Source organism: Brachybacterium sp. J153, from assembly GCF_036311905.1.
Lineage (GTDB): Bacteria > Actinomycetota > Actinomycetes > Actinomycetales > Dermabacteraceae > Brachybacterium.
Genome location: NZ_JAZDCH010000002.1, coordinates 91,270 through 112,975 on the forward strand (window position 1 = coordinate 91,270; position 21,706 = coordinate 112,975).

The following is a 21,706-nucleotide window of genomic DNA, read 5'->3' on the forward strand; positions in this document are numbered from 1 at the left end:
GCGGAGGAGGGAGGCCGGTATGGCTGTGGATACAGAGGAGCGCCGGGTCACTGCCCGGTTCCCGAGGCTGTCGGGCCGCGGCGTCATCATGGGCCTGGGGCCGGCCCAGCTCGTGCTGGTCGGAGTCGCGTTCGTGAGCCTGATCGCGGCGTTCATGACGGGGCGGTGGTTGTTCTTCGCGGCCGTCATCGTCGTGTCATTGGCCCTGGTGCCGACCTGGTTCACCGGCCGGCCGCTGATCGCGTGGGTGCCGCTGCTGTGGCAGTGGGTCCGGCGCAGTGCGCGCGGGCAGGCGTCCTACCGGGTGCGGCCGCTGGCCCCTCGCCCGGCCGGGACGCTGGGCCTTCCCGGGGATGCGGCACGGCTGCGGGTGCTGGTCGATCAGCGCACCGGGGCGGGGCTGCTGCACGATCCGAGCACGCGGACGCTGACGGCGATCGCCAAGGTCGAGCCGATAGACTCCTTCGCTCTCGCTGAGGGGTCCCGGCAGGACGTGGTGGCCGGTGCGTGGGGATCGCTGCTGTCGAGCTTCTGCACCGACTCCTCCAATGGCGTGACCCGCGTCGGGGTGCTGCTGCGCTCCGTCAGCGACGGCGGCGAGGAGATCAATGCGTGGTTCCAAGAGCACGGCAGCGATCAGGTCTCCCCGGCGGCTTATGAGGCGTACGCCGACTACCTCTCCCGGTCCCGCACCGATTCAATCCGGCATGAATCGTTCGTCTCGATCACGCTGGATATGAAGGTCGGCGGGGTGGCCGCGCTGATCCGTCAGGCCGGCGGCGGTGTGGCCGGCGGCGCGGAGGTGCTGCGTAGCCGCATGGAGTACGTGCGGTCGCAGTTCACGGAGGCGTCCCTGTCGTTCGTCTCCTGGGTCGGTTCGGATGACGTGGCGGTCCTGGCGCGCACCGCCTATGACCCGGACGTGCAGCCGGAGCTGGAGGCCCACCGGGAGGTGGGGCGGTCCCTGGCGGGGGCCGGTCCGATGGGGCTGGATGAGTCCTTCACCTACCTGCGGACCGAGGCCGGCTATCAGCGGGTGCTGCTGGCGGTGGAGTGGCCTCGCAAGGCCACCACGGCGGGGTTCCTCCAGCACCTCGTCGTTGCGCAGGTGCGGCATACGTTCGCGCTGATCTGCGAGCCGATCCCGACGCGGAAGGCCATGGCGCAGGCGCGGCGTGCCTCGACGTCGGCCGAGACGTCCCGGATCTGGGAGCGCAAGTCGGGGGCCGTGGACACCGTGGAGCGCAAGCGCGAGCGGGCGGCGCTGGCGCGTGAGGAGGAGGCGCTGGAGTCCGGGCACGGGGCGCTGAACTTCGCGGGCCTGGTGACGGTCTCGGGGCACACCCTCGATGAGCTGCGCATGGCCACGGAGCAGGTTCGCACGGCCGCGCTGCGGTCAGGGTGCGAGCTACGGATCATCGGTGGAGAGCAGGCGTCGGCGTTCATCGCCGGGGCGCTGCCGTTCGGAAGGGGTCTGTGATGGTCGAGGAACGCACCAAGCGCCGGGTGATGCGCGCCCGGTTCGGGGAGCTGTCCAAGGAGGAGCTGCGCGAGCTGCGCAAGGCCGAGCGCCGGCTGTTCTCCGATGCCCACAAGCAGGAGGCCGCACTGCGGTCACGGGTCGCGGAGCAGGAGAAAGCGGCCTGGCGGTCGCGGGACTTCCTGCCCGCGGCCGGCGAGGACGGGCCGGCGGCGCTGCGCACGCCCCGGTCGTTCGTCGCGCCGACCCATCGGGCGGATTCGGGGATTCTGGGGCTGGCGTATCCGTTCCTGGCGGACCCTGGGCTGGGGACCAAGGGGACGATGGTGGGGAGGAACCTGCTGGGGGGCAGCGCCTTCGTGTACGGGCCGTTTGACCTGTACAAGGAGGGCATCATTTCCGATCCGAACATCATCATCAGCGGCAAGGTGGGGGAGGGGAAATCGACCCTGGTCAAGGTGTTGACCAGCCGTGGGGCGGCGTTTAACTGCCGTTCCTACGTACCGGCCGACGTGAAGGGTGAGTGGACCGGTCCGTGTCGCGCGATCGGTGGTTCGGCGTTTGAGATCGGGCCGGGGATGCCGGCGCGGATCAACCCGCTGGCCAACCCAATCCACCGGCCTCCCTCGATCAGCCCGGAGGAGTGGGTCATCACCTCCCGGAACCGGCGCGCGATGCTGCTGGAGTCGATCGCGGAGCGGCTGCTGAACCGGGAGCTGTGGGCGATGGAGCGCAGCGCCCTGGCCTACGCGCTGGAGCAGGTCGAGCGACGCGAGCAGGAGGAACCGACGCTCGCTGAGGTGGTGCATGAGCTGTTCACCCCGGAGACGAACAGCGACGGCAAGGTGCCTGATGGGTTCGGCAGCCTCGTTGAGGTCGCCACGAACTCGCGGGAGGTCGGGCACGCGCTGGCGCGGCTGACGACCGGCGCGCTGAGCGGGGTCCTGGATCGCCGCTCGGATGGGGTGCAGTTCGATCCGTCCGACCCGATGGTCTCGGTGGACGTGTCGCGGCTGCGGGGCAGTGAGCTGCTGGACGTGGTGATGACCTGCACGTCGTCGTGGATGGAGTCGGCGCTGATGGACGGCACCGACTCGCGGCGGTACATGATCTATGACGAGGGGTGGCGCGTGTTCGCGCGGCCCCCACTGCTGCGCCGGATGCAGGAGCACTGGAAGGTGGCGCGCAACTGGGGCATCTCCAACGTGCTGGTGATGCACGGGTTCGGGGACCTCCAGACGGCCGGCGACGGTGGGGAAGCCTCCCGGGCCATGGCCGCGAACCTCGTCAACGACTCCTCCACCGTGATCTCGTTCCGGCAGTCCGGGAAGGCCGTGGCCGCGGCGCAGGAGATGTTGGATCTGACCGACACCGCCTCGAGCCTGCTGACCCGGCTCCGGCGCGGGCAGTCGCTCTGGCGGATCGGGCAGCGGATGAGCCTGGTCCAGATCACCCGCACCGAGCGCGAAGCGGCCCTGTTCGATACCGACGAGCGGATGGTGAGCCATGGCGCGGCGTGACACGCGGGATGAGATGCGGCGTCGAGCTGGAGGGCTCGATGCCGCACTGCCGTATCTGCTGCTGGCAGTGCTGGTGCCGCCGGGGCTGCTGTGGGGAGCCGGCTGGATCGTGGCGAAGCTGACCGGGCGGGCGTACAGCGCCGGCCCGGGGGAGCTGTGGGCGGCGATCACCGGTCCCGGGCAGGCTGGGGCCGCTCTCGGCGCGGGCTCGACCGTGGCCGTCTGGGCGGTGTTCGCGGTGCTGCTGGCGGCGGTGGGGGGCCTCGCCGTGGCGATGTTCCGCACGGTGCGCGGGCAGCGCGCGCAGCAGCGCCACGAGATCCAGAAGGAGAAGGGCCTGCCGGACAAGAGCGTGGTCGCGCGGGAGTACGGAGAGCGCTCCGTGATGACGCGGCGCAAGCAGATCCGGCCCGACTTCGTGCCCGAGGGTCGGCGTCCCCGGGTCGCGGACTACGCCTTCTATGACGGTCGCTGCCAGGGCGTGAAGGTGTACACCACCTTTGAGACCCCGACGATGTTGCTGGCACCGAGCCGGGTCGGCAAGACGCAGAACGTGATCGCGCCGCGGCTGATCGAGGCCCCCGGCGCGGTCCTGTCCACTTCCACGAAGACGGAGCTGGTGCGGCTGACGTGGGAGCACCGGGAGAAGCTGGGCGGTCCCATGCTGATCTGTGATCCCGAAGGTGTGGGCGCTGAGGCCGGCCTCCCGGGCACGGTGCGGTGGTGCCTGTGGTCCGGGTGCGAGGACGTGACCGAGGCGCTGTCGCGGGCGAAGGTGCTCGCTGCCGGCGGCTCGACCGGGGTCCAGAACGGCGATTTCTGGGAGAACGTCACCAAGCGGGTGTTCACCCCGCTGCTGCACGCTGCGGCTCTCTTGTCGGAGACGACCATGGCCGACTTCCAGAAGTGGTGCTTTGATCCGAAGTTCGCGGAGGACGCGCTGACGATCCTCCAGGAGCAGCCCGGCGCGGAGGATCTGGCGGCGATGCTGGAGTCCGTGGTGAAGATGGACGACTTGGAGACGCGCGCGAATATGTGGGCTCCGGCGGCGAACGTCGGCACTGCGTTGGTGGACCCGCGTATCTGCGACACGTTCGGCCCCGATGGGGAGCAGTTGAACGTCGATGACTTCCTGCGCCGCTCGGGCACGATCTACCTGATTGCGCAGGAGAACGGCAACGCCTCGTCGCTGGTGCTGACGCTGGTCGATGCGGTGTGGCGGCGCGCGGTGGTGCAGGCCAACAGCGCCCCGGGCGGGCGGATCGAGCCGCCGATGCACCTGAGTCTCGATGAGATCGGGAACATTGGCACGCTGCCGGTGCTGCCGCGGATGATGAGCGAGGGTGGCGGTCTGGGGATCCAGACCACGGCCGGGTTCCAGTCCCTCGCCCAGGCCGAGCTGCGCTACGGCGCGGCCGGCGCTCGTGCGCTGTGGGAGGCATCCACCCAGCGGTTCGTGCTCGGTGGCGTGGTCGATGACTCGGTGCTCAGTGCCCTGTCCCGGATCGCTGGGACGCGGACCATCGTGCAGGAGTCGGTGAGCACCAATCGAGGGGGCCAACAGCCGGGTCGGTCATACTCCGAGCGCGAGGAGAACGTGCTGGAGAAGAGTCAGATCGAGACGATGCGTCGCGGGCTGGCCTGCGTCGTGGAGGCGACGAAGCACCTCATCGTGGTGGAGCTGGAGCCGGCCTTCCGGCGCTGCCCCACGAAGAAGAAGGATCGGGAGGCGGGGGACTCTCGTGTGGTGGCTGCGCGGGCAGTGCCGGGATCGACCGAGACGAACACCGAGACCCCGAAGAGTGAGCAGTGATGCCGAAGCAATCGCGCGAGGAGTATCTCGCTGAGCGAGCCCAGAAGGTCGAGCAGCTGACCGAGGCCATGGCCGATCGCGTGGCCGCGATCGCCACCGGGGCCGAGGCCCGCGAGCTCGTGGAGTTCGTGGCGCAGTTCCGGTCCCGCTCTCCCCGTAACGCGATGCTGATCTATCAGCAGTGGGAGGCGCGCTGCCAGGCGCAGGAGGACCCCGCGCAGCGCCCGGAGCGTCCCAGCATGATCGCTGGTTACAAGCAGTTTCAGGAGATGGGCCGGCAGGTCCGCAAGGGCGAGAAGGGCTATCAGATCCTCTCGCCCGTCACGGCGAAGTTCGCCTCGGCCACACCCCAGGACGCGAACTCGTGGCGGCGGCTCGCGCCGCGCGAGAAGCCCAACCCGGGAGAGCGCGTCGAGTCCAAGATGGTCGGGGTCAAGCCCGCGACCGTCTTCGACGTTTCCCAGACGGTCGGGCCGGAGATCCCGGCGCTGCCGGCGTGGGAGCCGCTGGCTCCCGGCCTCATGCCCGAGGGGCTACGCGAGGCCGTGGAAGCCGAGATCGCGGCCGAGGGGTACACCCTCTCGGGCACCGCCAACGGACAGACCGGCGCGGAAGGCTACACAGACTTCCGCTCTAAGGTCGTGACCTTCGATGCGAGCCGCGCCGAGAACGAACAGGTGGCCACGCTGCTGCACGAGCTGGGCCACATCAAGTTGCACTCCCCGGTGGCCGGCTCCGACATGCTCAACAGCGCAGCCCACCGGGGGCAGATGGAGTTTGAAGCGGAGACGTTCGCGCACGTCATCGCTGGCCTGCACGGCATGGACACCTCGGCCTCGTCGGACGCCTATGCCGCCGGCTGGACGTTCGGGCAGAACCACGCCGATCCCAGCCTCACCGCAGAAATGACCGTCAGTGCGGCCGATCGGGTGATGAAGGCGGTCAACGGCACTATCGACCGGATGCCGGTGGGCGGTGACCTTCGCACCGGGGCACCGCCGAAGCCCGAAGGACAGGACACGCCGAGCCTCGAGCAGCGGCGCGTACGCAACGCTCTGCGCATGGAAGCGCAGGCCCCGGCGAGAATCCGCGAGGAATCGCCAGTGGAGGACGGGCCGCGGCCGACGCTGCGCGCCCGGCGATGAGGAAGGCAGGCAGCGATGAGCACACCGACCGACCGAGATCCCGACGACCTGGAGCGCGCCCAGCGGCGCGCCTTCGACGCACGCTGGGAAGCGTGGACCGATCAGTGGGAACGCGAGGCCGGGTTCAGCACCGGCCTGGAGGTACGCCGCGCGATGCTGACCGACGAACCGCCACGGGTGGTCCTCGGCCGGGAGGGACTACCGGACACCGCCGATGAGGTCACGGTGTCGCTGGGCCGCGACGATGGGCCGTCGATCCTCCAGCACGACTCCGCGGGGCAGCGGCTCTCGCTGCGGCAGACCGCTGACCTGCTCGCGGTCAACGGCCCCACGCTGCGCGGCGCACGCCTGGCGGTCCTCGATGGGCTGGAACAGTCCGAAGCAGCCGCCGGGCGCACGCCCGCCGATCGCGCGCCGGCCGCGACGTTGCGAGAGCGCAACGCCGAGCGCATGGCGCGACAGGTGCCGGCGGGAATCCGGGACGAGGACCCGGCGTCGCTGCGCTCCAGTGGGCCGCGTCCGAGCCGATGAGGAGAGTTCGGGCTCACGCCGTGGTGGGCCAGCAGCGGGCACGCCGCCGACGCCAGTACGCCGAGTACATGGCCTCCGCGGAGTGGCATATCCGCCGGCGCCGCTGGGTCGAGGACGAGGAGCAGCGCACCGGGGCCCCGGTGGGCTGCGCCGTCTGCGGCAGCGAGGACTGGGACGACCTGCACCACCTGACCTATGACCGGATGGGACAGGAGCGCCACGGCGACATGGTGGCGATGTGCCGTCTTCACCATGAACAGCTGCATCGGGCCCATGACGCTGGTCGTTGGCGGCACTTAGGCTACGAAGCGGTGATGCGGCGACTGCTGCGTCTGGCGCGCGAGGAGCACGAACGGCGGCGAGCATGACGCGATGGTGGATGCGCGAGGGGGCGGGTCTGGTCGAGGACCAGGGCCGTCCTGCGGTGCCGTTCCACGCGCTGCACACCTCCAGCGGCCTACCGGATGCGGAGTCCTGGCTGGAGGTGCCGGGCACCCGCTGGGGCCAGCGACACCGTGAGCTGACCGCCCGCGCCAACTTCAACCACTTGGAGAAGGTGTACCCCTTCGTGCAGCGCGTGGTGGCTGTCGAGGAGCGGTGGCGGTCCCTGATGGTGCGCGACGTGGATGCGTGGCGGCTGGAGAGCGTGATGGGAGTCCTCGAGGACGGGTGCGCGGTGAGCCAGGCGGCACTGTCGGCGCTGCTGCGCCGGCTGCTGCGGGCTCACGTCGAGCAGATCGGGGCTCCCGGGGTCAGCGAGGAGCTGCCGCGGCTGCTAGAACAGGCCGGCGCGCACCGAGCGGCCCGCGCCGTGACGGGCTCGCTGGATGAGGAGGCGGTGGTGCGGGCGTATCTCACGATCGCGGCCGACACCTCCCCGGTGCCGGAGGTCGATGCCCTCGGCGCGCGGTTCCCGGCGCATGCCGTCGTGGTGGAACGGCTTGTCGATGCAGTAGCTAAGAGACCGCAACTGGTCACGGTGGGGGCTCCGCTGGGTGGGGCTCCGCCGTGGCAGACGTACGAAAGGTGGGTGTTGGGATGAGTGACCACGAGGACGACTTCGCGGACCTGGAACTGGAGATCGAGCAGACCGACGAGCCGGAGGTCGCGGAGCTGCCGACGCCCGTCGATTGGATGGGGCTGTCGATCCACGAGTGGGGCGAGGAGATCGGCCGGCTGCGGCTCTGGGTCGCGCAGATCGTCACGGAGTGGGCTCTGCCGGCGTCGGTGGTCCCGCCCTGCTGGGAGCAGCATCCCGGACAGGTGCAGCTGCTCGGCGCACTGCGCGATGGGTACGACACGCTCTACCACGAGATGCAGCCGGGCACGGGTTCGATCGACTGGCAGCGGTACTGGGCGGGGGGGCGCGCAGAACTGGCCTCGATCACCGGGGCGCTGCGGTGCACGCCGACCGAGCATCGCGCCGACAAGCTCCAGGATTGGGCTCGGTCCATCGCAGAGGAAGGCGAGTCGAGCGAATACGCGGCGGCTGCTGATTCTCGCGTGGAAATGGCGGTACAGAATCACCTCAACAAGGGCCGCACGGGCGGTCCTTTGAATGTGGTGTTTGTCGATTTCACCAAGGATCGCTGAGGAAATCGACGGGCGGTAAAACGCCGAGAGCACACAGAAAGGCCGGGGCGGATGCCCCGGCCTTTCTCTGTGGAGCCGGCTGTTAGCGCAGCGGACGGGCCGGGCGCTGTGCGTCCTCGTCCTGGATCGGCCGCTGCGGCTGTGCGGTGCGTGCCGGGGCGGGCGTCGGGGTGCTCTGGCGGGCGCGGGCTTGGCGCTGGCGGTTCTCCTTCGCCGCCGGCTCCTCGGGCATCTCGCGCCGCACCTTCGCCTCCTGGCGCAGCTCGTTCTCCTGCGCGTCCAGGTCGGTGAGATCCAGGCGCGCGGTGTGGATCGACTGCGCGAGCGACACCTCGGTGCGGTCCGCCTTCTCGACCTCGGACTGAGCGCGCGCGGCCTGGGCCGTGGCCTGCTCCACGCGGCCCGGGAGCCCTGCCGCGCTGACGGCGTGGTGTGCGGCCTCGGCCGCGGTTGCCTGCACCCAGGTCTCGGCCGCGGTCTCCTCGGGCACGGTGCCGTGGGCGGCGATGAAGCGCTCCTCGACCTCAACGGCGGTGCGCTGAGCGCCGCGGCGGCGCAGCATCCCGGCCGATGCTGCTGCCTCGCGGGCCTGCTGGAGAGCGGTCAGCTCCGCGCGGAGGGTCGTCGCGTGCTGGCGAGTTGCTTCCTCGGCGGCGGCGTCCATCTGCTGCTGGGCGGCGCGGCCGGCGGCTGCTGCCTGCTCGGCCTCGCGGCGCATGTCGGCCGTGTGTGCCCCGGCGCTGTTCTGCTCGGCCGAGGCGCGGGCGATGGTCATGCGGGCCTCGTCGCGCTCGGCGCGAATGCGGACATGCTCCGTGGCCAGGCTAGGGGCGAGGCCGAAGGGCCGGCGCAGCGAGTCGGTGGGCTTCGCGGGCTCGTAGATCGCGGCGTGCTCGCGGGCGTGCTGCTCGGTCCGGGCCAGCTCGGGGTCCATCACGGTCCTCGTCTCGATCTCCTCGGCCAGACCGGACAGGTGATGGTCGATGCGACCGAGCTGGGTTCGGGACTTCTCCAGCCGGGCGTCCACCTCGTCCAGCTGCCGCTGGGCGATCTCGTGGCGCTTCTCGGCGGTGCGGATCGTCAGGGCATCGGCCTGGTCGCGGCGGGCGACGGCCACGGCCGGCTCCAGCTCCACGCTGATCTTCTCGGCCAGCGTGTGGCGGCGGCTCTCATCGCTGCGGACCGTGGCGGTGAGCCGGTCCCGGCGGCGGGTGAGGCGGTCGTAGACCACTCCCGGGTCGGGGAGGTCCCCGTAGGGGCGCTGCCGCCACGCCTCGGCGTCCCGGGCCGGCTCAGCCTCGGCGGCGGTGCCGGCGCGGTCGAGGTCGCGGGCGACCAGCTGGCGCAGCTGCTCGTCGGTCAGGTCGTTGCGCTCTCGGAGCATCGCGTCACTGAGCTGGGTCAGCACCGCGGTGTCATCGGCCCCGGCGACCAGGGCGCGGTTCTCGAGCTTTCCGCGGGTCATCCCCACGTAGAGCTGGGCGGCGGTGGTGTCCTCGGAGACGACCGTGACGGCGCGGCGGGCGGTGACGCCCTGCGCGCCGTGGATGGTGCTGGCGTAGCCCAGGGCCACGCTCGCGGCGGCGTAATCCGCGGGGATCTGCTCGGTGCGCTGGTCGATGCCACCGGAGAGCGTCACGGTGCCGTCCTCGGCCACGTCCCGCACGGTCCATACCTCGCGGTTGGCGACGGTGAAGTCCTCGCCGCGGTGGTTCCGCCGGGTGGTCACCACGTCTCCGATGTGCAGCACTGCGCCGTCGCGGCCGGCGGCGGTGGTGGTGGTGTCGAGCTGGCCGGCCTCGATCCGGGCTTCCTGGATCGCGGTGTTGATCGCGTCCACGGTCTCGTTGTTGGTGGCCAAGACGGCGATCGACTCGCCGGCACCGTGGGCCGTGAGCCACGCGGCCGCGGCCTGCTCGGTCTGGGCGGCGGTGTCGCTGAGCCGGTCCACATGGCCGTGCTCGTGCAGCCACAGGGCCACCTCGTGCGCCTTGGCGGGGGTCGCCGCGGCCCGCATGTCACGGGAGATCTCGGCGTAGGCGGTGTCGGCCTGGCGGGGGTCATCGGCGCGGCGGAACCGGTGGATCGAGTGGAGGTCCACGCGGGCGTCCTCGGGCACCTGGGCCTGGACCAGGGCCATAGCGCCGGAGTGCCCCACCGGGCGGACCTGGTGGGGGTCACCGACCAGGGCGAGCCGTGCCCCGGTGTCGTCGGCCACGGTCAGCAGCGCGGCCATGGCATCCACGTCCACCATCCCGGCCTCGTCGCACACGATCACGTCACCGGAGGCGAGCTGCGCGGCGGCGCTGGGGCCGTAGTAGATCGAGCCGTCCGTGTCGGTGTCCCCGGACGCGAGGCGCTGCCAGGTGGTCTGCCCAGACGCCGCGGTGCGCCACCGGAACCCGTGCTGGTAGAGCAGCGCGTGGAGGCTGGAGCCGTCGGCGCCGATCTCGGCCTGCGCCACCTGCGCGGCCTTCATCGTCGGCGCGACGGTCAGCATCCGGTGTCCCTCGGCGGCGATCGCGCGCTCTGCGACGGTCAGCATCGTGGTCTTGCCGGCCCCGGCCGGCCCCTCGATCGTCACCAGCGGGGAGCTGCCGGCCACGGCGCGGGCCGCGGCGATCTGGCGATCATCGAGCTGCACCGGATCATCCCCAGCGGCGGCGCGCTCGGCGTCCACCACGGCGACGGCCGCGGCGATCGCCTCGACCGGGGCCGGCGTCGGGTCACCGATCGCGGCGCGGACGGCGGCGCGCTCGGTGATGCGGGCGCGGGCCTCGCCCACGGCGGTGAGCCGGAGGGCCTTCACGTCCTCGGGGCCGCGGACGCCGGCCGGAGCCAGCGACTCGACCTCCAGCAGCGCCCGGGTCTCGACCTCTCCGATGAGGCGGTGCAGCTCCTCGGGAGCGACGGTCAGCTGCGCCTGCGCGACGGCCATGGTCGCCCCGGCGCGGAGGTCCACGCGGGAGAACCGGCCCTGCGAGCGGACGGCCCGCTGATCGGTCCAACCCAGCGCGTAGGCGGTCAGCTGGTCGCGGTCCACCTCGTGCGCTTCGCGGGGCTGCACCGGGGCCGGCGGGCGGGCCACCAGCACCGCGGGGTCCACGTCAGCGATCTCGCGGCGCACCTGATCGCGCCACTGGTCCTCGTCCAGCTCGTCCGGCTTCGGCGCTCGATCCAGCGCCCACGCCTGCCGGTCCCACGATTCGATGAGCCGCGGGGACGGTTCCTGGCCCGGATTCGCGGCCCGCCACTCGCGCTCGAAACGGGCCTTGTTCCGGCCGATCTGGGCCGCGCGCTTACTCATTGGGTCCACGACGTGAGACAGCTCCGCGATCTCTCCCTCGTCGTTCAGCGTGTACCCGTGCGAGGCCAGCGCTGCCCTCCAGCGGGCGTCGGTGCGCGCTGCCAGCTCGCCGCGGGCGTTGACGAGAACCTGGTGGCGGAACACCTGCTGCGAGTCCACGTTGGACCACTTTCCATCGGCCCCCTGCACCTTGGCGTTGAGCCAGAGGTGGCGGTGGGCGTGGGGGTCCAGGGACCGGGAGCGCTCGTGGTCCAGGGTCACGACTTCGACCTGCGCCAGGCCGATCCGCTGCTTCCCTCCCGCGCCGCGGCGGGTGGTCAGCTCCTCGCTCCAGGCGGTGACGGTCTCCTCGGTCACCCGGTCCATCAGAGCGTCGAACTCCTCGCGCAGCTCGGGGTGCAGCACCGCCGCCAGCGAGTAGGACTTCGGGGCGTTGATCGTCGCGTCATAGAGCAGATGGGCGTCCGGGGAAGTCATCGTCCGGCCGCGCTGCTCGCCGGTCTCGGGGTCCACGCCGTCGATCCACGCGCGCAGCTGCTCGGCGTCCAGCCGGTCGCGCTGGATGCCGTCTGCCCGGGCGGTGTGCCGGACCACGGTGGGGGCGTCGTCGGGGCCGTACGCGGCGGCGGCATCCGCGCCGGCCGAGACCTGGCGCTCGACCTCGGCGGCGTCGCAGCCGCCCTGCAGGGCGTAGGCCGTGGCGTGGCGGATTCCGTGGCCGTCGACGCCACGTCGCCAGACCTGAACCCCTCCGCGCATGCGGCCAGCGTAGCGCATCCACCACGTAGTGCTTGCGTGCATAGCAGTAGTTGTTGGGAGGGCTGGTAGGTGGGACGGTGCAGGGAGCGGAGCGAGCCGGTGGCGACGAAGCAGCCGGAGTGGTCGTCGTGGCGGAGGAGCGGCGGCGACGGTGGCGGGCGCGTGGGCGGCGAGCTGTCGTGGCGGTGCGGCTTGTCGAGGAGACGGCAACGAGAGGGACAGCGATGGATGAGCAGAGCAACTACGTGGATCGTGAACAGCTCATCCGGCTGGAGGGACGGCCGATCGAGCCGGACTGGATGACGCTGCTAGGAGCGGGCCGCAACGCGGTCCAGAAGTGCCGGGCGGCAGCTGCGCCGTTCCTGTCCGAGGTGATGTGGGAGGACGTAGACCGGGCGGTGGTCACCCCCCGCCCAGCGGCGCTCGACTACCCGCTGATGCGGCGCTGGCTGGAGGTGAACGAACAGGAAGCGATCGCCTATCTCTGCGACGGCTGGGGGTATGCCTTGGACGAGCCGGAGCCGGAGACAGCCACCGACGCTCAGGCGATCCTGAGCCGTCCTCTCTGCGCTCCTCAGGGGCACCGCATGCTGACGACGAAACTCTCGCTCCCGGACGACGGGCCGCTGGCCTGGAACGTGGGCTACTGCCCGGACTGCCTGCGGGCGGTCCTGCTGCTGAGCGACGACACGGACGACTCGGCGCGGTGCTGGGTGTTCTATGACCAGGAAGCGGTGGACGCGACGATGGAGGCGACATGAGCATGAGCAACGCCGACATCGACCCGCGCCAGGGATACCTCCTGGAGCTGCTGGAATCGACCTACCCGACCCGAGCGAGTATCGCCATGCGAGACGAGATCGGGGGCCTCGCCGCCGTGCCTGAGAGCAACGTTGGGCCTCCCCCGGACCTGTCGGCCGTCCTCACGGTGCGCGATGCTGTGCGGGAGCCGGAAGGCTCCAACTGAGCAAGGGGGGCCGCACCGGAGGTGCGGTGGCTGAGAGCATGTGGCACCGGAGTGGAGCGAGGGAGACGGTCATGGACAGTGAAGTCGAGGGCTTCAGCAACACCGGGCTGCTCGTGTTCGTCGGAACCCTGGGGGGCCTCGCCTTCCTTCTTCTGGTCGCGTGCTTCCTCACCCTGGTCTTCGTCCGTCGCCGGCGACTGTTGAAGTCATGCGGGGTGGCCGTAGTCGGAATGGTCCTGGCGACTCCGCTCGTCGCTCTAGCTGCGTTCATCGCCACGATGGTCTAGCCGGCCCCCACACAACAGTGACCCCCGTCCTCGAGGACGGGGGTCACTGTTGTGCGGTGCGGCGCGGTGTGGTCATAGGGCGATGCGCCCTCGCGGTGCTGCCGGATCTAACCCGATCTGCCCTCCGCGGCCGGCGCTGCGGCCGGGAGCCAGTGCCTTGATCTTGTCGGGCCGGAATCCGCTCCAGTGATCCTGACTCGTGACGACCACGGGGGCCTGGGCGTAGCCGAGCTCCTTGACCTTCGCCAGAGCCGCGGCATCCTCGGTCACGTCCACGGTCTCGTACTCGATGCGGTTGCTCGTCAGCGCGCGCTTGGTGGCATCGCACTGCACGCACTGCGGCTTGGTGTACACGGTGACGTTCATCGGGTCCTCCTCGGTGGTGGGGATGGGCGTGGCCGGCTGGTCGGGGGTGCCCTCTGTGGTCGGGTCATCGGGGATCACTGGGTGAACCCCTCGGGGACGCGGGCGATCCCCACGAACTGACCCCCACTGAGGCGGGCATCGCTGATCTTCGTCATGGCCGCGCCGCGGCTCGCCTCGATCATCTTCCCGTCGCCCAGATAGATACCGACGTGGGACACGTCAGCACCGAGCCGTCCCCATGACTCAAAGATCAGATCGCCGGGCTGCGCCTCGCTCGGAGAGACCGCGTGGGAGCGCAGCGCCGCCCACTGCGCGCGGGCGGTTCTGGGAAGCCTGATCCCCGCGGCCGCGTAGGCGTACGTCGTCAGCCCAGAGCAGTCCTGCCCGCCTCGCGTCGGGCCGTCCCAGCCGCCGCCACCGAACACGTAGCGCTGCCCCAGGGTCGTGTGGGCACGCTCGATCACAGCGGCAAGGTCACCGGTCGCAGTGAAGCTGCCGTCGCCGCACACCGCGGACCCGGCCTCGTCCTGGTCGATCGACACGTCCACGCCCGACAGGGCCGACATGATCTCCCGCGCCACCGGCTCGTGCTTGGCGTACGCCTGCGGGTGCGCGCTGCGCTGGACGCGCTGCGCGGCCACGGTCGGAGCCAGCGACTCCCAACCCTCCACATTCACCAATCCGGGAATGTGATACCCCTTCGGGCCGGCCCCACCGGGAATCGCCTCGGTGAGGGTCTTTCCCTTGTAGAACACCTTGGCTGCATTCGCGGTATCGCTGACTTCCTCCAGCGAGCCATACCAGCCGGGGAGCTGCCGCTGCTGGAATACTCCCGCGTCACCATTCCCGTCCGGCGTGAAGGTACTCGGGTGGTCCCCTAGACGGGATTCCTGCATCGCGGTCATCAGTGCGACTAGCTGCCCGCGGGCCGATATCCCCTCGGCCTCGCCCACCGTCATGATGATCGCGGCCTGCTCCATCGCGCGCGGCGTGTACCCGCCCACTGACGCGGGTAGCTCACCATCGATGCTGACCGACAGCGAGCTGCCCGCGCAGATCGCGTCGTTGCTGCCGACGCTGCCGGCGAACATGCCGATACCGACGACACCGGCCCCGGCAACTAGAGCCAGCGGCGCCGCGCAACCGACTACCAAGGTCGCCGCGATCGCCTTCGTCTTCATCGTCAGGCCACCTCCTCCGGCGGCTCCAAGTACGAGACCTTCCACGGGTCAGCGGGGTCCGCGCGGACCATCAGCAACTGGAAGTCACCGATGGTCGTCGGAAATGTGATCTCGGCATCGGTCCCACTGACCAAGCCGTACTCGGCGCTGCCCTCCGGGGCTCCGGCAGGCACGCGGCGAGGATCGGTGTACTGCCAGACCTCCTGCGCTGCCGGCGTGAGGTGCTGGGAGAAGTTCGACCACCAGGCGTCGGGATCGTCGGTGGCGAAGTACGCCTCGACGGCCGCATGAGCGGCTGTGCCAGCCTCCTCGGCGTCTCCCGCCTCGGCCTCGGGCGGACCCTCGTCGCCCGGCACCGCGGGGGCCTCCTCGCTGGGAGCCACGTCCCATTCGGTCGGGGACTCCTCCGGCTCGGCGGGCTCGCTCGTCGTGGTCGCCGGGGCCTCGCTGGTGGTCGGCTCTGGCTCCGGCACATCGGCCGGGCCGCTGCATCCCACCATCAAGAGCGCCGCGGCCGCTATCGGAACTGCTCGGATTGATCGCATGCCCAGACAAGCGCGCCCATCACGACAGCTCCCCCAGAACAGCCCACCGAACTACTGCACTACGGATCTACTGCATTACTGAGCTACTGCAATGTTGGACTCCCACAGCCTCCCCTCGCGGGACCGGACCACGGCCCCGCGGTCGCTGGAAGGCGACAGGGGCCGGCTGCGGACCCAGAGCGTCGGGTACGGCTGCTGGCGCAACCCTCGGTCGTTCGGAGGCAAGGGGCGCGGAGCGGCCCGCGGCAGCATCTTCCCCACCGTGCCGATCGAGGGCCGGCGTCGGACCCTCGGGGCACCATGGCGCTATGACTGAGTCATGGCTGCGGCGCGGGCCGCACGGCTGGAGCGAGCCCACACCGCCACGCTGCGGCTGCGGCTCGACTCGATACCTCGTCGGATGGGCGGCGTGCCTGTGCGGCGGGGGACCGATGACGCTCGGGCATCGGACCTGGCACTGCCAAGAGTGCGGGCAGCGCACCGTCATCGGATGCGTGGATGCCGCCCGCGAGGTCATGCCCCGCGATCCGCTCGCGATACGGAACTACTGATGTACTGACTTACTGCACTACTGCACTCGCTCGGCGCAGTGGTCAGCGCAGAACAGGCTGAATCTCCTGGTGCTGACGGTAACACTCGTGGCCGGGGGTGTCGCCACGGCAGATGCGGGCAACGGTGCTGGCAGAGAGTCCCGTAGCGGGGGCAATCGCTCGGTACGCCCGGCCCTGGGCGCGCGAGAGCAAGACGGTCTTGTACTGCTCGGGCTTGACGGCGATCGGTCGGCCGGGGCGGTGGCCGCGGTTCCGAGCTGCTTCGAGCCCTGCCATGGTGCGCTCCCTGATGCGGTCTCGCTCGCGCTGCGCTAGGGCTCCGAGCAGCGTCACCGAGAACATGCCGTCAGCGGTGGAGGTGTCCACGCGCTCGTGCAGCGACTCCACTGTGATCCCGCGGGTCGTCAGCTCGTCCAAGGTGAGGATGAGCCGGCTCGTGCGCCGAGAGAGGCGATCGAGGTCGGTCACCACCGGGGTGTCGCCCTCGGTCAGCACGTCCGACATGAGCCGGTCTAGGACGGGACGGTGTGGCGCTGCTCCCGATGCCGTCTCCTGGTGCAGGTGCTCGGGGAGCACGCCGTGGGCGGTCAGTGCGTCGATCTGTCGCCCAAGGTTCTGTTAGTCGGTGGAGACCCTGGCGTACCCGTAGCGCGTCATCGGCTCGCGCCTTCCCGTGTGTCTTAATGCCGTGAGTCAGAGGACTTCTGGCACAGAACATTATGGCGCGCCGTTATGACTCAGGCCGACCTGCGGCGATCGTCGCTCGCGGCCGGTCGCCGGCTGTGTGCTACTACCGACCGTTTACGGCACAGCCCAGATCACGGCCCGAGCGGCGGGCTACTCGTAGTCCCGCCCTGGGCTGCCCTGACGCGAGGACAGCCTTTCGGCACGGCGACCGCCAATGAGCGAGCACAGAAAGCCGCCATCTGCCGTTCACATCCACACCCAGGAGAACAACCGGGCCCAGCTCGTCAGTGATCTGAGTCTCCTCCGCATACCCGGCGCCGCCTCGATACAGCGTCTGCTGTACTGTACAGCTTGTGCTGATTATTGCTTCTCGTTTAGACGTGATGAACCGCCTCGGTCGGGCAATGTCCGATCCGACGCGGTCCCGAATCCTGATGACCTTGCTGGAGCGGCCTGCGTATCCAGCGGAGCTGGCCTCTGATCTGGGGCTGACGCGGTCGAATGTGTCGAACCATCTGACGTGCCTACGGGACTGCGGCATCGTCGTCGCTGAGCCCGAGGGTCGCCAGATGCGTTACGAGCTCGCCGATCCCCATCTCGCGCGGGCGATGACCGCGCTCATCGAAGTGACTTTGGCGGTGGATGAGAGCGCGCCGTGCGTCGATCCCGCCTGCTCTGTCCCGGGATGCTGCAGTGCGGAGGGGCAGGCGTGATGCTCACTTCGATCCTGCAGGCGATCGGCCTGTTCATCGCAACCAACATCGACGACATCATCGTGCTCTCGCTTTTCTTCGCCCGCGGCAGAGGGCAACGTGGCACCACGCTCCGGATCCTGGTTGGCCAGTACCTCGGCTTCGCCGCGATTCTGGGCGCCGCGGTCCTGGTGACAGTGGGGGCAGGAGCCTTCCTTCCCCAGCAGGCCATCCCGTACTTCGGTCTCATCCCGCTGGGCCTAGGAATGTGGGCAGCGTGGAACGCCTGGCGCGGCGACGATGACGATGACGACGACGCCAAGATCGAAGGTAAGAACGTGACGATCTTGACCGTCGCGGGAGTCACCTTCGCCAACGGCGGGGACAACATCGGTGTCTACGTTCCGGTCTTCCTCAGTGTCAGCCCCGCGGCCGTGGTGGCGTATTGCGTGGTGTTCCTCGTCTTGGTGGCAGCCCTGGTGCTGGTGGCCAAGTTCGTCGCGACCCGTCGGCCGATCGCCGAAGCCCTGGAGCGCTGGGAGCACGTGCTGTTCCCGATCGTGTTGATCGGCCTGGGCATCTTCATCCTCATCAGCGGCGGGGCATTCGGACTCTGAGGAATTCACCCCCGCGCGGCCGTCGTGGAGGGGTGATGGGCGCGCGGGCGGGATGACCGTCCGGCGGGAGCGGGCAGCGGCGGCGGCAATGCCCTGTTCGTTATCGATGCGGTCTACGGGAGCTTTCCGTGCCATAAAGAGCGGTCCTGGCGCAATCCTGATGCGGATGGCTATAGGTCGTGGTTATGACACGCGGTGGCGCGTGCAATAACCGACCGTTTACGGCACAGCGCGGATCGTGGCTCGAGCTGCGGGCGACTCGCAGCCCTGCCCTGGGCTGCCCTGACGCAAGGGCAACCATTCGGCACCGCGACCGCCACTAAGCGAGTACAGAGAGCCGCCATCTACCGATCAGATCCACGCCCTATCCGCGACCGCACGATGCGTCTGCTTGAACTGTCCGGCTGAGGTATACCCAGTGGCGCAGATCTGTCGCAAAACGGCCCTGATGAACCCTATCGGCAACCGTAAAAGACTGCTGCGTAACTGTCGCGGTCGGTCTCCCTCTAGTGGGACGTGCTCCGAGGGTGTGCTTACGGGGTGGTTGGGGTCTTGTGCGTGAGGATCTCGTCGAGGAGATGGCGGACGCGGGTGTCGATGTCGTCGCGGATCCGGCGGGCTTGCTCGAGGGTGGTGTCAGCGGGGTCTTGGAGGTCCCAGTCTTCGTAGCGTTTACCGGGGTAGAGCGGGCAGGCGTCGCCGCAGCCCATGGTGATGACCACGTCGGCTGCGCGGACGACGTCGTCGGTGAGGGGCTTGGGGAAGGCGGCATGGAGGTCGATGCCGATCTCCTGCATGGCCTCCACGGCGCGCGGGTGAAGGTCGGCGCTGGGTGCGGAGCCGGCGGAGCGGACGTGTACGCGGCCGGCGGCGTGGCGGTTCAGGAGGGCTGCGGCCATCTGGGAGCGGCCGGCGTTGTGGACGCAGACGAAGAGGACCTCGGGCACGTCGTGAGGGGCCGCGCCTTTGGCCTGCGCGAGGGCGGTCAGTCGGTCCCGCGCGAAGCGCTCCGTCAACGAGGGCAGGTGCGAGGTGATCCGAGCGGTGCGGGCCAGGGCCGTGTAGGACTCGAAGACGTAGCGCTCAACGGTCTCCGGGGCGAACACCCCCGTGAAGCGCTGCGCGAGATCCTCGGCGATGGTGTGCAGGACGTGGTCGGCGCTGAGCAGCGCGGGAGTCTCGCGTGAGGGAGACATGGTCAGTCACCGCGCCCGGGGGTGCCGGCCGGTGCGCCCTGGGGAAGGAGGCTCGCGATGAGCTCCTCGATGCGCGCCTTGATCTCGTCCCGTACCGGGCGGACCTCGTCGACACCCTTGCCCGCTGGGTCGTCAAGCTTCCAGTCCTCGTAGCGCTTGCCGGGGTAGTAGGGGCAGGCGTCGCCGCAGCCCATGGTGATCACTACATCGGAGGCCTGAACGGACTCGGTGGTGAGGATCTTCGGGGCCTGGTCGGAGATGTCGATACCGACCTCCTCCATCGCGGCCACCGCGGCGGGGTTGATGGAATCGGCGGGGGTGGAGCCGGCCGAGCGGACCTCGATGCGGTCACCGGCGAGCTCCCGCAGCCAGCCCGCGGCCATCTGGGAGCGGCCGGCGTTGTGGACGCAGACGAACAGGACACTGGGGCGAGTGGTCATGGGGAGCCTCCAAGAGGTGAGGATGGGTGGGAATTCGGAGTCAGGCGAGGTCGAGGAAGGCGCGCAGCTCGGCGAAGGCGGCGGGGATGAGCGAGTAGTGGGCCCAGCGGCCCCGCTGCTCGCGTGTGAGCAGGCCCGCGTCGACGAGTTTCTTCATGTGATGGCTGATGGTGGGCTGGCTGATGCCGAGCGGTTCGGTGAGGTCGCAGGCGCACACCGACTCGCAGCCCTGCGCCGCCACGTGCGAGAGCAGGCGCAGCCGCGTGGGATCCGACAGGGCCTTCAGCAGGCTCGCGATCCGCTCGGCCTCGGCGCTTTCGAGCGGCCCCGCAGACAGCGTGCAGCACCCCTCGGTGTCGCCGGGCATCCCCGTGGCAGCGTCGAGTTCGATGGTCGTGGTCATGGCCTCACCTTACATTGACAGCCTTCGATGTGAAGCATAGTGTTCGCATCGATATTTGTCGATGGAAGGTGTCGGGAGCTGATGAGTACAACGGTCACGGACGTGGAGCAGCCACGGGTGATGAGACAGATGTCCTTCCTGGATCGCTGGTTGCCGGTGTGGATCATCGCCGCGATGGTGGTCGGTCTGCTGCTGGGGCGGTTCATCCCGGGCCTCGATGTCGCGCTGGAGGCCGTGAAGATCGGCTCGGTGTCGCTGCCGATCGCGATCGGACTGCTGGTGATGATGTACCCGGTCCTGGCGAAGGTCCGCTACGACGAGACCCGCCGCATCGGCGCCGACAAGCGCCTGCTGATCTCCTCGCTGGTGCTGAACTGGCTGATCGGCCCGGCCCTGATGTTCGCGCTGGCCTGGATCTTCCTGGCCGACCTCCCGGAGTACCGCACCGGACTGATCATCGTCGGGCTCGCGCGATGCATCGCGATGGTGCTGATCTGGAACGACCTCGCCTGCGGCGACCGGGAAGCCGCCGCGGTGCTGGTGGCGATCAACTCCGTCTTCCAGGTGATCGCCTTCGGCGCCCTGGGCTGGTTCTACCTCCAGGCGCTGCCGTCCTGGCTGGGCCTTCCGACCACCTCGGCCGAGTTCTCGATCGGCGCGATCGTCCTCAGCGTGCTGATCTTCCTCGGCATCCCCCTGGTCGCGGGGTTCTTGACCCGGGTGGTGGGGGAGCGGGTCAAGGGACGCACCTGGTACGAGGAGCACTTCCTGCCGAGGATCGGCCCGTGGGCCCTGTACGGGCTGCTGTTCACCATCGTGCTGCTGTTCGCCCTGCAGGGCGAAGCGATCACCACCAACCCGCTGGACGTGGCCCGGATCGCGCTGCCGCTGCTGGTCTACTTCGTGGTCATGTTCCTCGGCTCGTTCCTGCTCGGACGTGCGATCGGCCTGAACTACGCGAAGTCCACCACCGTCGCGTTCACCGCCTCGGGCAACAACTTCGAGCTCGCGATCGCGGTCGCGATCGGCACCTTCGGCGTCACCTCCGGACAGGCCCTCGCCGGTGTCGTCGGCCCCCTGATCGAGGTACCCGTCCTGGTCACGCTGGTCTACGTGTCCCGGTGGCTGGGGCGGCGGCTCTTCCCCGGAGACGCCACCGTCCCCACCCGCTGACCCCCTCTCAAGGAGCACCCGATGATGAGTACGAAGCCCCCCGCGGTCCTGTTCGTTTGCGTGAAGAACGGCGGCAAATCCCAGATGGCCGCCGCGCTGATGCGCCACCACGCCGGCGACGCCGTCCAGGTCTACTCCGCCGGCACCCAGCCGGGATCGACGATCAACGCGCAGTCCGCCGACGCGATCGCGGAGGTCGGTGCGGACATGTCCTCCGCCATCCCGCAGCCGGTCACGCCCGAGCTGCTGCGCAGCGTCGACCAGGTCATCGTCCTCGGCGAGGAGGCCGTCATCGAGCCGGTCGAGGGGATGACCGCACCGGTCACCACCTGGCACACCGACGAACCCTCCAAGCGTGGCATCGAAGGCATGGAGCGGATGCGACTGGTGCGCGACGACATCGACGCCCGCGTCCACGAGCTCCTGGCCGACCTCACTCGATCCTCGAACTGA

General features: G+C 69.7%; 22 protein-coding genes and 1 pseudogene. 15 read left to right on the forward strand and 8 right to left on the reverse strand.

The genetic code is table 11. The features are described 5' to 3' along the window. Positions 1–25 precede the first annotated feature (25 nt). The 8 genes from V1258_RS00900 to V1258_RS00935 all read left to right on the forward strand — a co-directional run bounded on the left by V1258_RS00900 (position 26) and on the right by V1258_RS00935 (position 8,082). Positions 26–1,480 (forward strand): SCO6880 family protein, encoded by a 1,455-nt coding sequence (locus V1258_RS00900; protein ID WP_329747933.1) that lies wholly within the window; start codon positions 26–28, stop codon positions 1,478–1,480. After that, entirely contained in the window at positions 1,480–3,000 is a 1,521-nt protein-coding gene (locus V1258_RS00905; protein WP_329747934.1) for an ATP-binding protein, read from the forward strand. The genes V1258_RS00900 and V1258_RS00905 overlap by 1 nt, the downstream gene beginning before the upstream one ends. Next, positions 2,987–4,813, forward strand: a complete 1,827-nt coding sequence (locus V1258_RS00910) for a type IV secretory system conjugative DNA transfer family protein (protein ID WP_329747935.1) — start codon at positions 2,987–2,989, stop codon at positions 4,811–4,813. The genes V1258_RS00905 and V1258_RS00910 overlap by 14 nt, the downstream gene beginning before the upstream one ends. Beyond that, on the forward strand, positions 4,813–5,958 hold the full coding sequence (locus tag V1258_RS00915) for an ArdC-like ssDNA-binding domain-containing protein (protein ID WP_329747936.1): 1,146 nt from the start codon (positions 4,813–4,815) through the stop codon (positions 5,956–5,958). The genes V1258_RS00910 and V1258_RS00915 overlap by 1 nt, the downstream gene beginning before the upstream one ends. Positions 5,959–5,973: 15 nt before the next feature. Continuing rightward, positions 5,974–6,489: a hypothetical protein gene (locus V1258_RS00920; RefSeq protein ID WP_329747937.1), complete on the forward strand. Its 516-nt coding sequence runs from the start codon at positions 5,974–5,976 to the stop codon at positions 6,487–6,489. A 68-nt stretch (positions 6,490–6,557) separates the two neighbouring features. Beyond that, positions 6,558–6,857 carry a hypothetical protein gene (locus V1258_RS00925; protein ID WP_329747938.1) on the forward strand — a complete coding sequence of 100 codons (300 nt, stop codon included), beginning with the start codon at positions 6,558–6,560 and terminating at the stop codon, positions 6,855–6,857. Next, positions 6,854–7,531, forward strand: a complete 678-nt coding sequence (locus V1258_RS00930) for a hypothetical protein (protein ID WP_329747939.1) — start codon at positions 6,854–6,856, stop codon at positions 7,529–7,531. The genes V1258_RS00925 and V1258_RS00930 overlap by 4 nt, the downstream gene beginning before the upstream one ends. After that, positions 7,528–8,082, forward strand: coding sequence for a hypothetical protein (locus V1258_RS00935; protein ID WP_329747940.1), 555 nt, complete (start codon positions 7,528–7,530; stop codon positions 8,080–8,082). Before V1258_RS00930 ends, V1258_RS00935 begins: the two co-directional genes overlap by 4 nt. A gap of 82 nt (positions 8,083–8,164) precedes the next feature. On the opposite strand, the gene mobF is transcribed toward V1258_RS00935, so the two are convergent. Then, the gene (mobF, locus tag V1258_RS00940; RefSeq protein ID WP_329747941.1) at positions 8,165–12,148 is read right to left on the reverse strand and encodes a MobF family relaxase; all 3,984 of its coding nucleotides are present in this window, start codon (positions 12,146–12,148) and stop codon (positions 8,165–8,167) included. A gap of 224 nt (positions 12,149–12,372) precedes the next feature. Here mobF and V1258_RS00945 point away from each other — a divergent pair, with 224 nt between their 5' ends. The 3 genes from V1258_RS00945 to V1258_RS00955 all read left to right on the forward strand — a co-directional run bounded on the left by V1258_RS00945 (position 12,373) and on the right by V1258_RS00955 (position 13,402). Then, positions 12,373–12,909: a hypothetical protein gene (locus tag V1258_RS00945; protein WP_329747942.1), complete on the forward strand. Its 537-nt coding sequence runs from the start codon at positions 12,373–12,375 to the stop codon at positions 12,907–12,909. Beyond that, positions 12,906–13,115 carry a hypothetical protein gene (locus V1258_RS00950; RefSeq protein ID WP_329747943.1) on the forward strand — a complete coding sequence of 70 codons (210 nt, stop codon included), beginning with the start codon at positions 12,906–12,908 and terminating at the stop codon, positions 13,113–13,115. The genes V1258_RS00945 and V1258_RS00950 overlap by 4 nt, the downstream gene beginning before the upstream one ends. 71 nt (positions 13,116–13,186) lie before the next feature. Beyond that, the gene (locus tag V1258_RS00955; protein WP_329747944.1) at positions 13,187–13,402 is read left to right on the forward strand and encodes a hypothetical protein; all 216 of its coding nucleotides are present in this window, start codon (positions 13,187–13,189) and stop codon (positions 13,400–13,402) included. Between the two features lie 72 nt (positions 13,403–13,474). On the opposite strand, the gene nrdH is transcribed toward V1258_RS00955, so the two are convergent. From nrdH to V1258_RS00975, 4 genes and pseudogenes are all read right to left on the reverse strand, one after another. Next, on the reverse strand, positions 13,475–13,768 hold the full coding sequence (gene nrdH, locus V1258_RS00960) for a glutaredoxin-like protein NrdH (RefSeq protein WP_329747945.1): 294 nt from the start codon (positions 13,766–13,768) through the stop codon (positions 13,475–13,477). Between the two features lie 74 nt (positions 13,769–13,842). Next, complete coding sequence (locus V1258_RS00965) at positions 13,843–14,949, reverse strand: C40 family peptidase (RefSeq protein WP_329747946.1); 1,107 nt, start codon at positions 14,947–14,949, stop codon at positions 13,843–13,845. 2 nt (positions 14,950–14,951) lie between these two features. Then, a complete protein-coding gene (locus tag V1258_RS00970) occupies positions 14,952–15,449 on the reverse strand; it encodes a hypothetical protein (RefSeq protein WP_329747947.1) in 498 nt (165 codons plus the stop codon). Between the two features lie 638 nt (positions 15,450–16,087). Continuing rightward, a pseudogene (locus tag V1258_RS00975) lies at positions 16,088–16,651 on the reverse strand (recombinase family protein); the annotation flags it as partial. A 434-nt stretch (positions 16,652–17,085) separates the two neighbouring features. Here V1258_RS00975 and cmtR point away from each other — a divergent pair. Together cmtR and V1258_RS00985 are read left to right on the forward strand one after the other, a co-directional pair. Further along, complete coding sequence (gene cmtR, locus V1258_RS00980) at positions 17,086–17,445, forward strand: Cd(II)/Pb(II)-sensing metalloregulatory transcriptional regulator CmtR (RefSeq protein ID WP_329747948.1); 360 nt, start codon at positions 17,086–17,088, stop codon at positions 17,443–17,445. Next, positions 17,442–18,041 (forward strand): cadmium resistance transporter, encoded by a 600-nt coding sequence (locus V1258_RS00985; RefSeq protein WP_329747949.1) that lies wholly within the window; start codon positions 17,442–17,444, stop codon positions 18,039–18,041. Before cmtR ends, V1258_RS00985 begins: the two co-directional genes overlap by 4 nt. Positions 18,042–18,574: 533 nt before the next feature. Here V1258_RS00985 and V1258_RS00990 read toward each other — a convergent pair. The 3 genes from V1258_RS00990 to V1258_RS01000 are packed head-to-tail and all read right to left on the reverse strand — an operon-like array spanning position 18,575 to position 20,080. Then, positions 18,575–19,237, reverse strand: a complete 663-nt coding sequence (locus V1258_RS00990; protein ID WP_329747950.1) for an arsenate reductase ArsC — start codon at positions 19,235–19,237, stop codon at positions 18,575–18,577. Between the two features lie 2 nt (positions 19,238–19,239). Then, positions 19,240–19,677 (reverse strand): arsenate reductase ArsC, encoded by a 438-nt coding sequence (locus V1258_RS00995; RefSeq protein WP_329747951.1) that lies wholly within the window; start codon positions 19,675–19,677, stop codon positions 19,240–19,242. Positions 19,678–19,717: 40 nt separating this feature from the next. After that, positions 19,718–20,080 (reverse strand): ArsR/SmtB family transcription factor, encoded by a 363-nt coding sequence (locus V1258_RS01000; RefSeq protein WP_329747952.1) that lies wholly within the window; start codon positions 20,078–20,080, stop codon positions 19,718–19,720. An 81-nt stretch (positions 20,081–20,161) separates the two neighbouring features. On the opposite strand from V1258_RS01000, the gene arsB reads away from it, so the two are divergent. Together arsB and V1258_RS01010 are read left to right on the forward strand one after the other, a co-directional pair. After that, complete coding sequence (arsB, locus tag V1258_RS01005) at positions 20,162–21,253, forward strand: ACR3 family arsenite efflux transporter (RefSeq protein WP_329747953.1); 1,092 nt, start codon at positions 20,162–20,164, stop codon at positions 21,251–21,253. Positions 21,254–21,277: 24 nt separating this feature from the next. Continuing rightward, on the forward strand, positions 21,278–21,706 hold the full coding sequence (locus V1258_RS01010; RefSeq protein ID WP_329746950.1) for an arsenate-mycothiol transferase ArsC: 429 nt from the start codon (positions 21,278–21,280) through the stop codon (positions 21,704–21,706).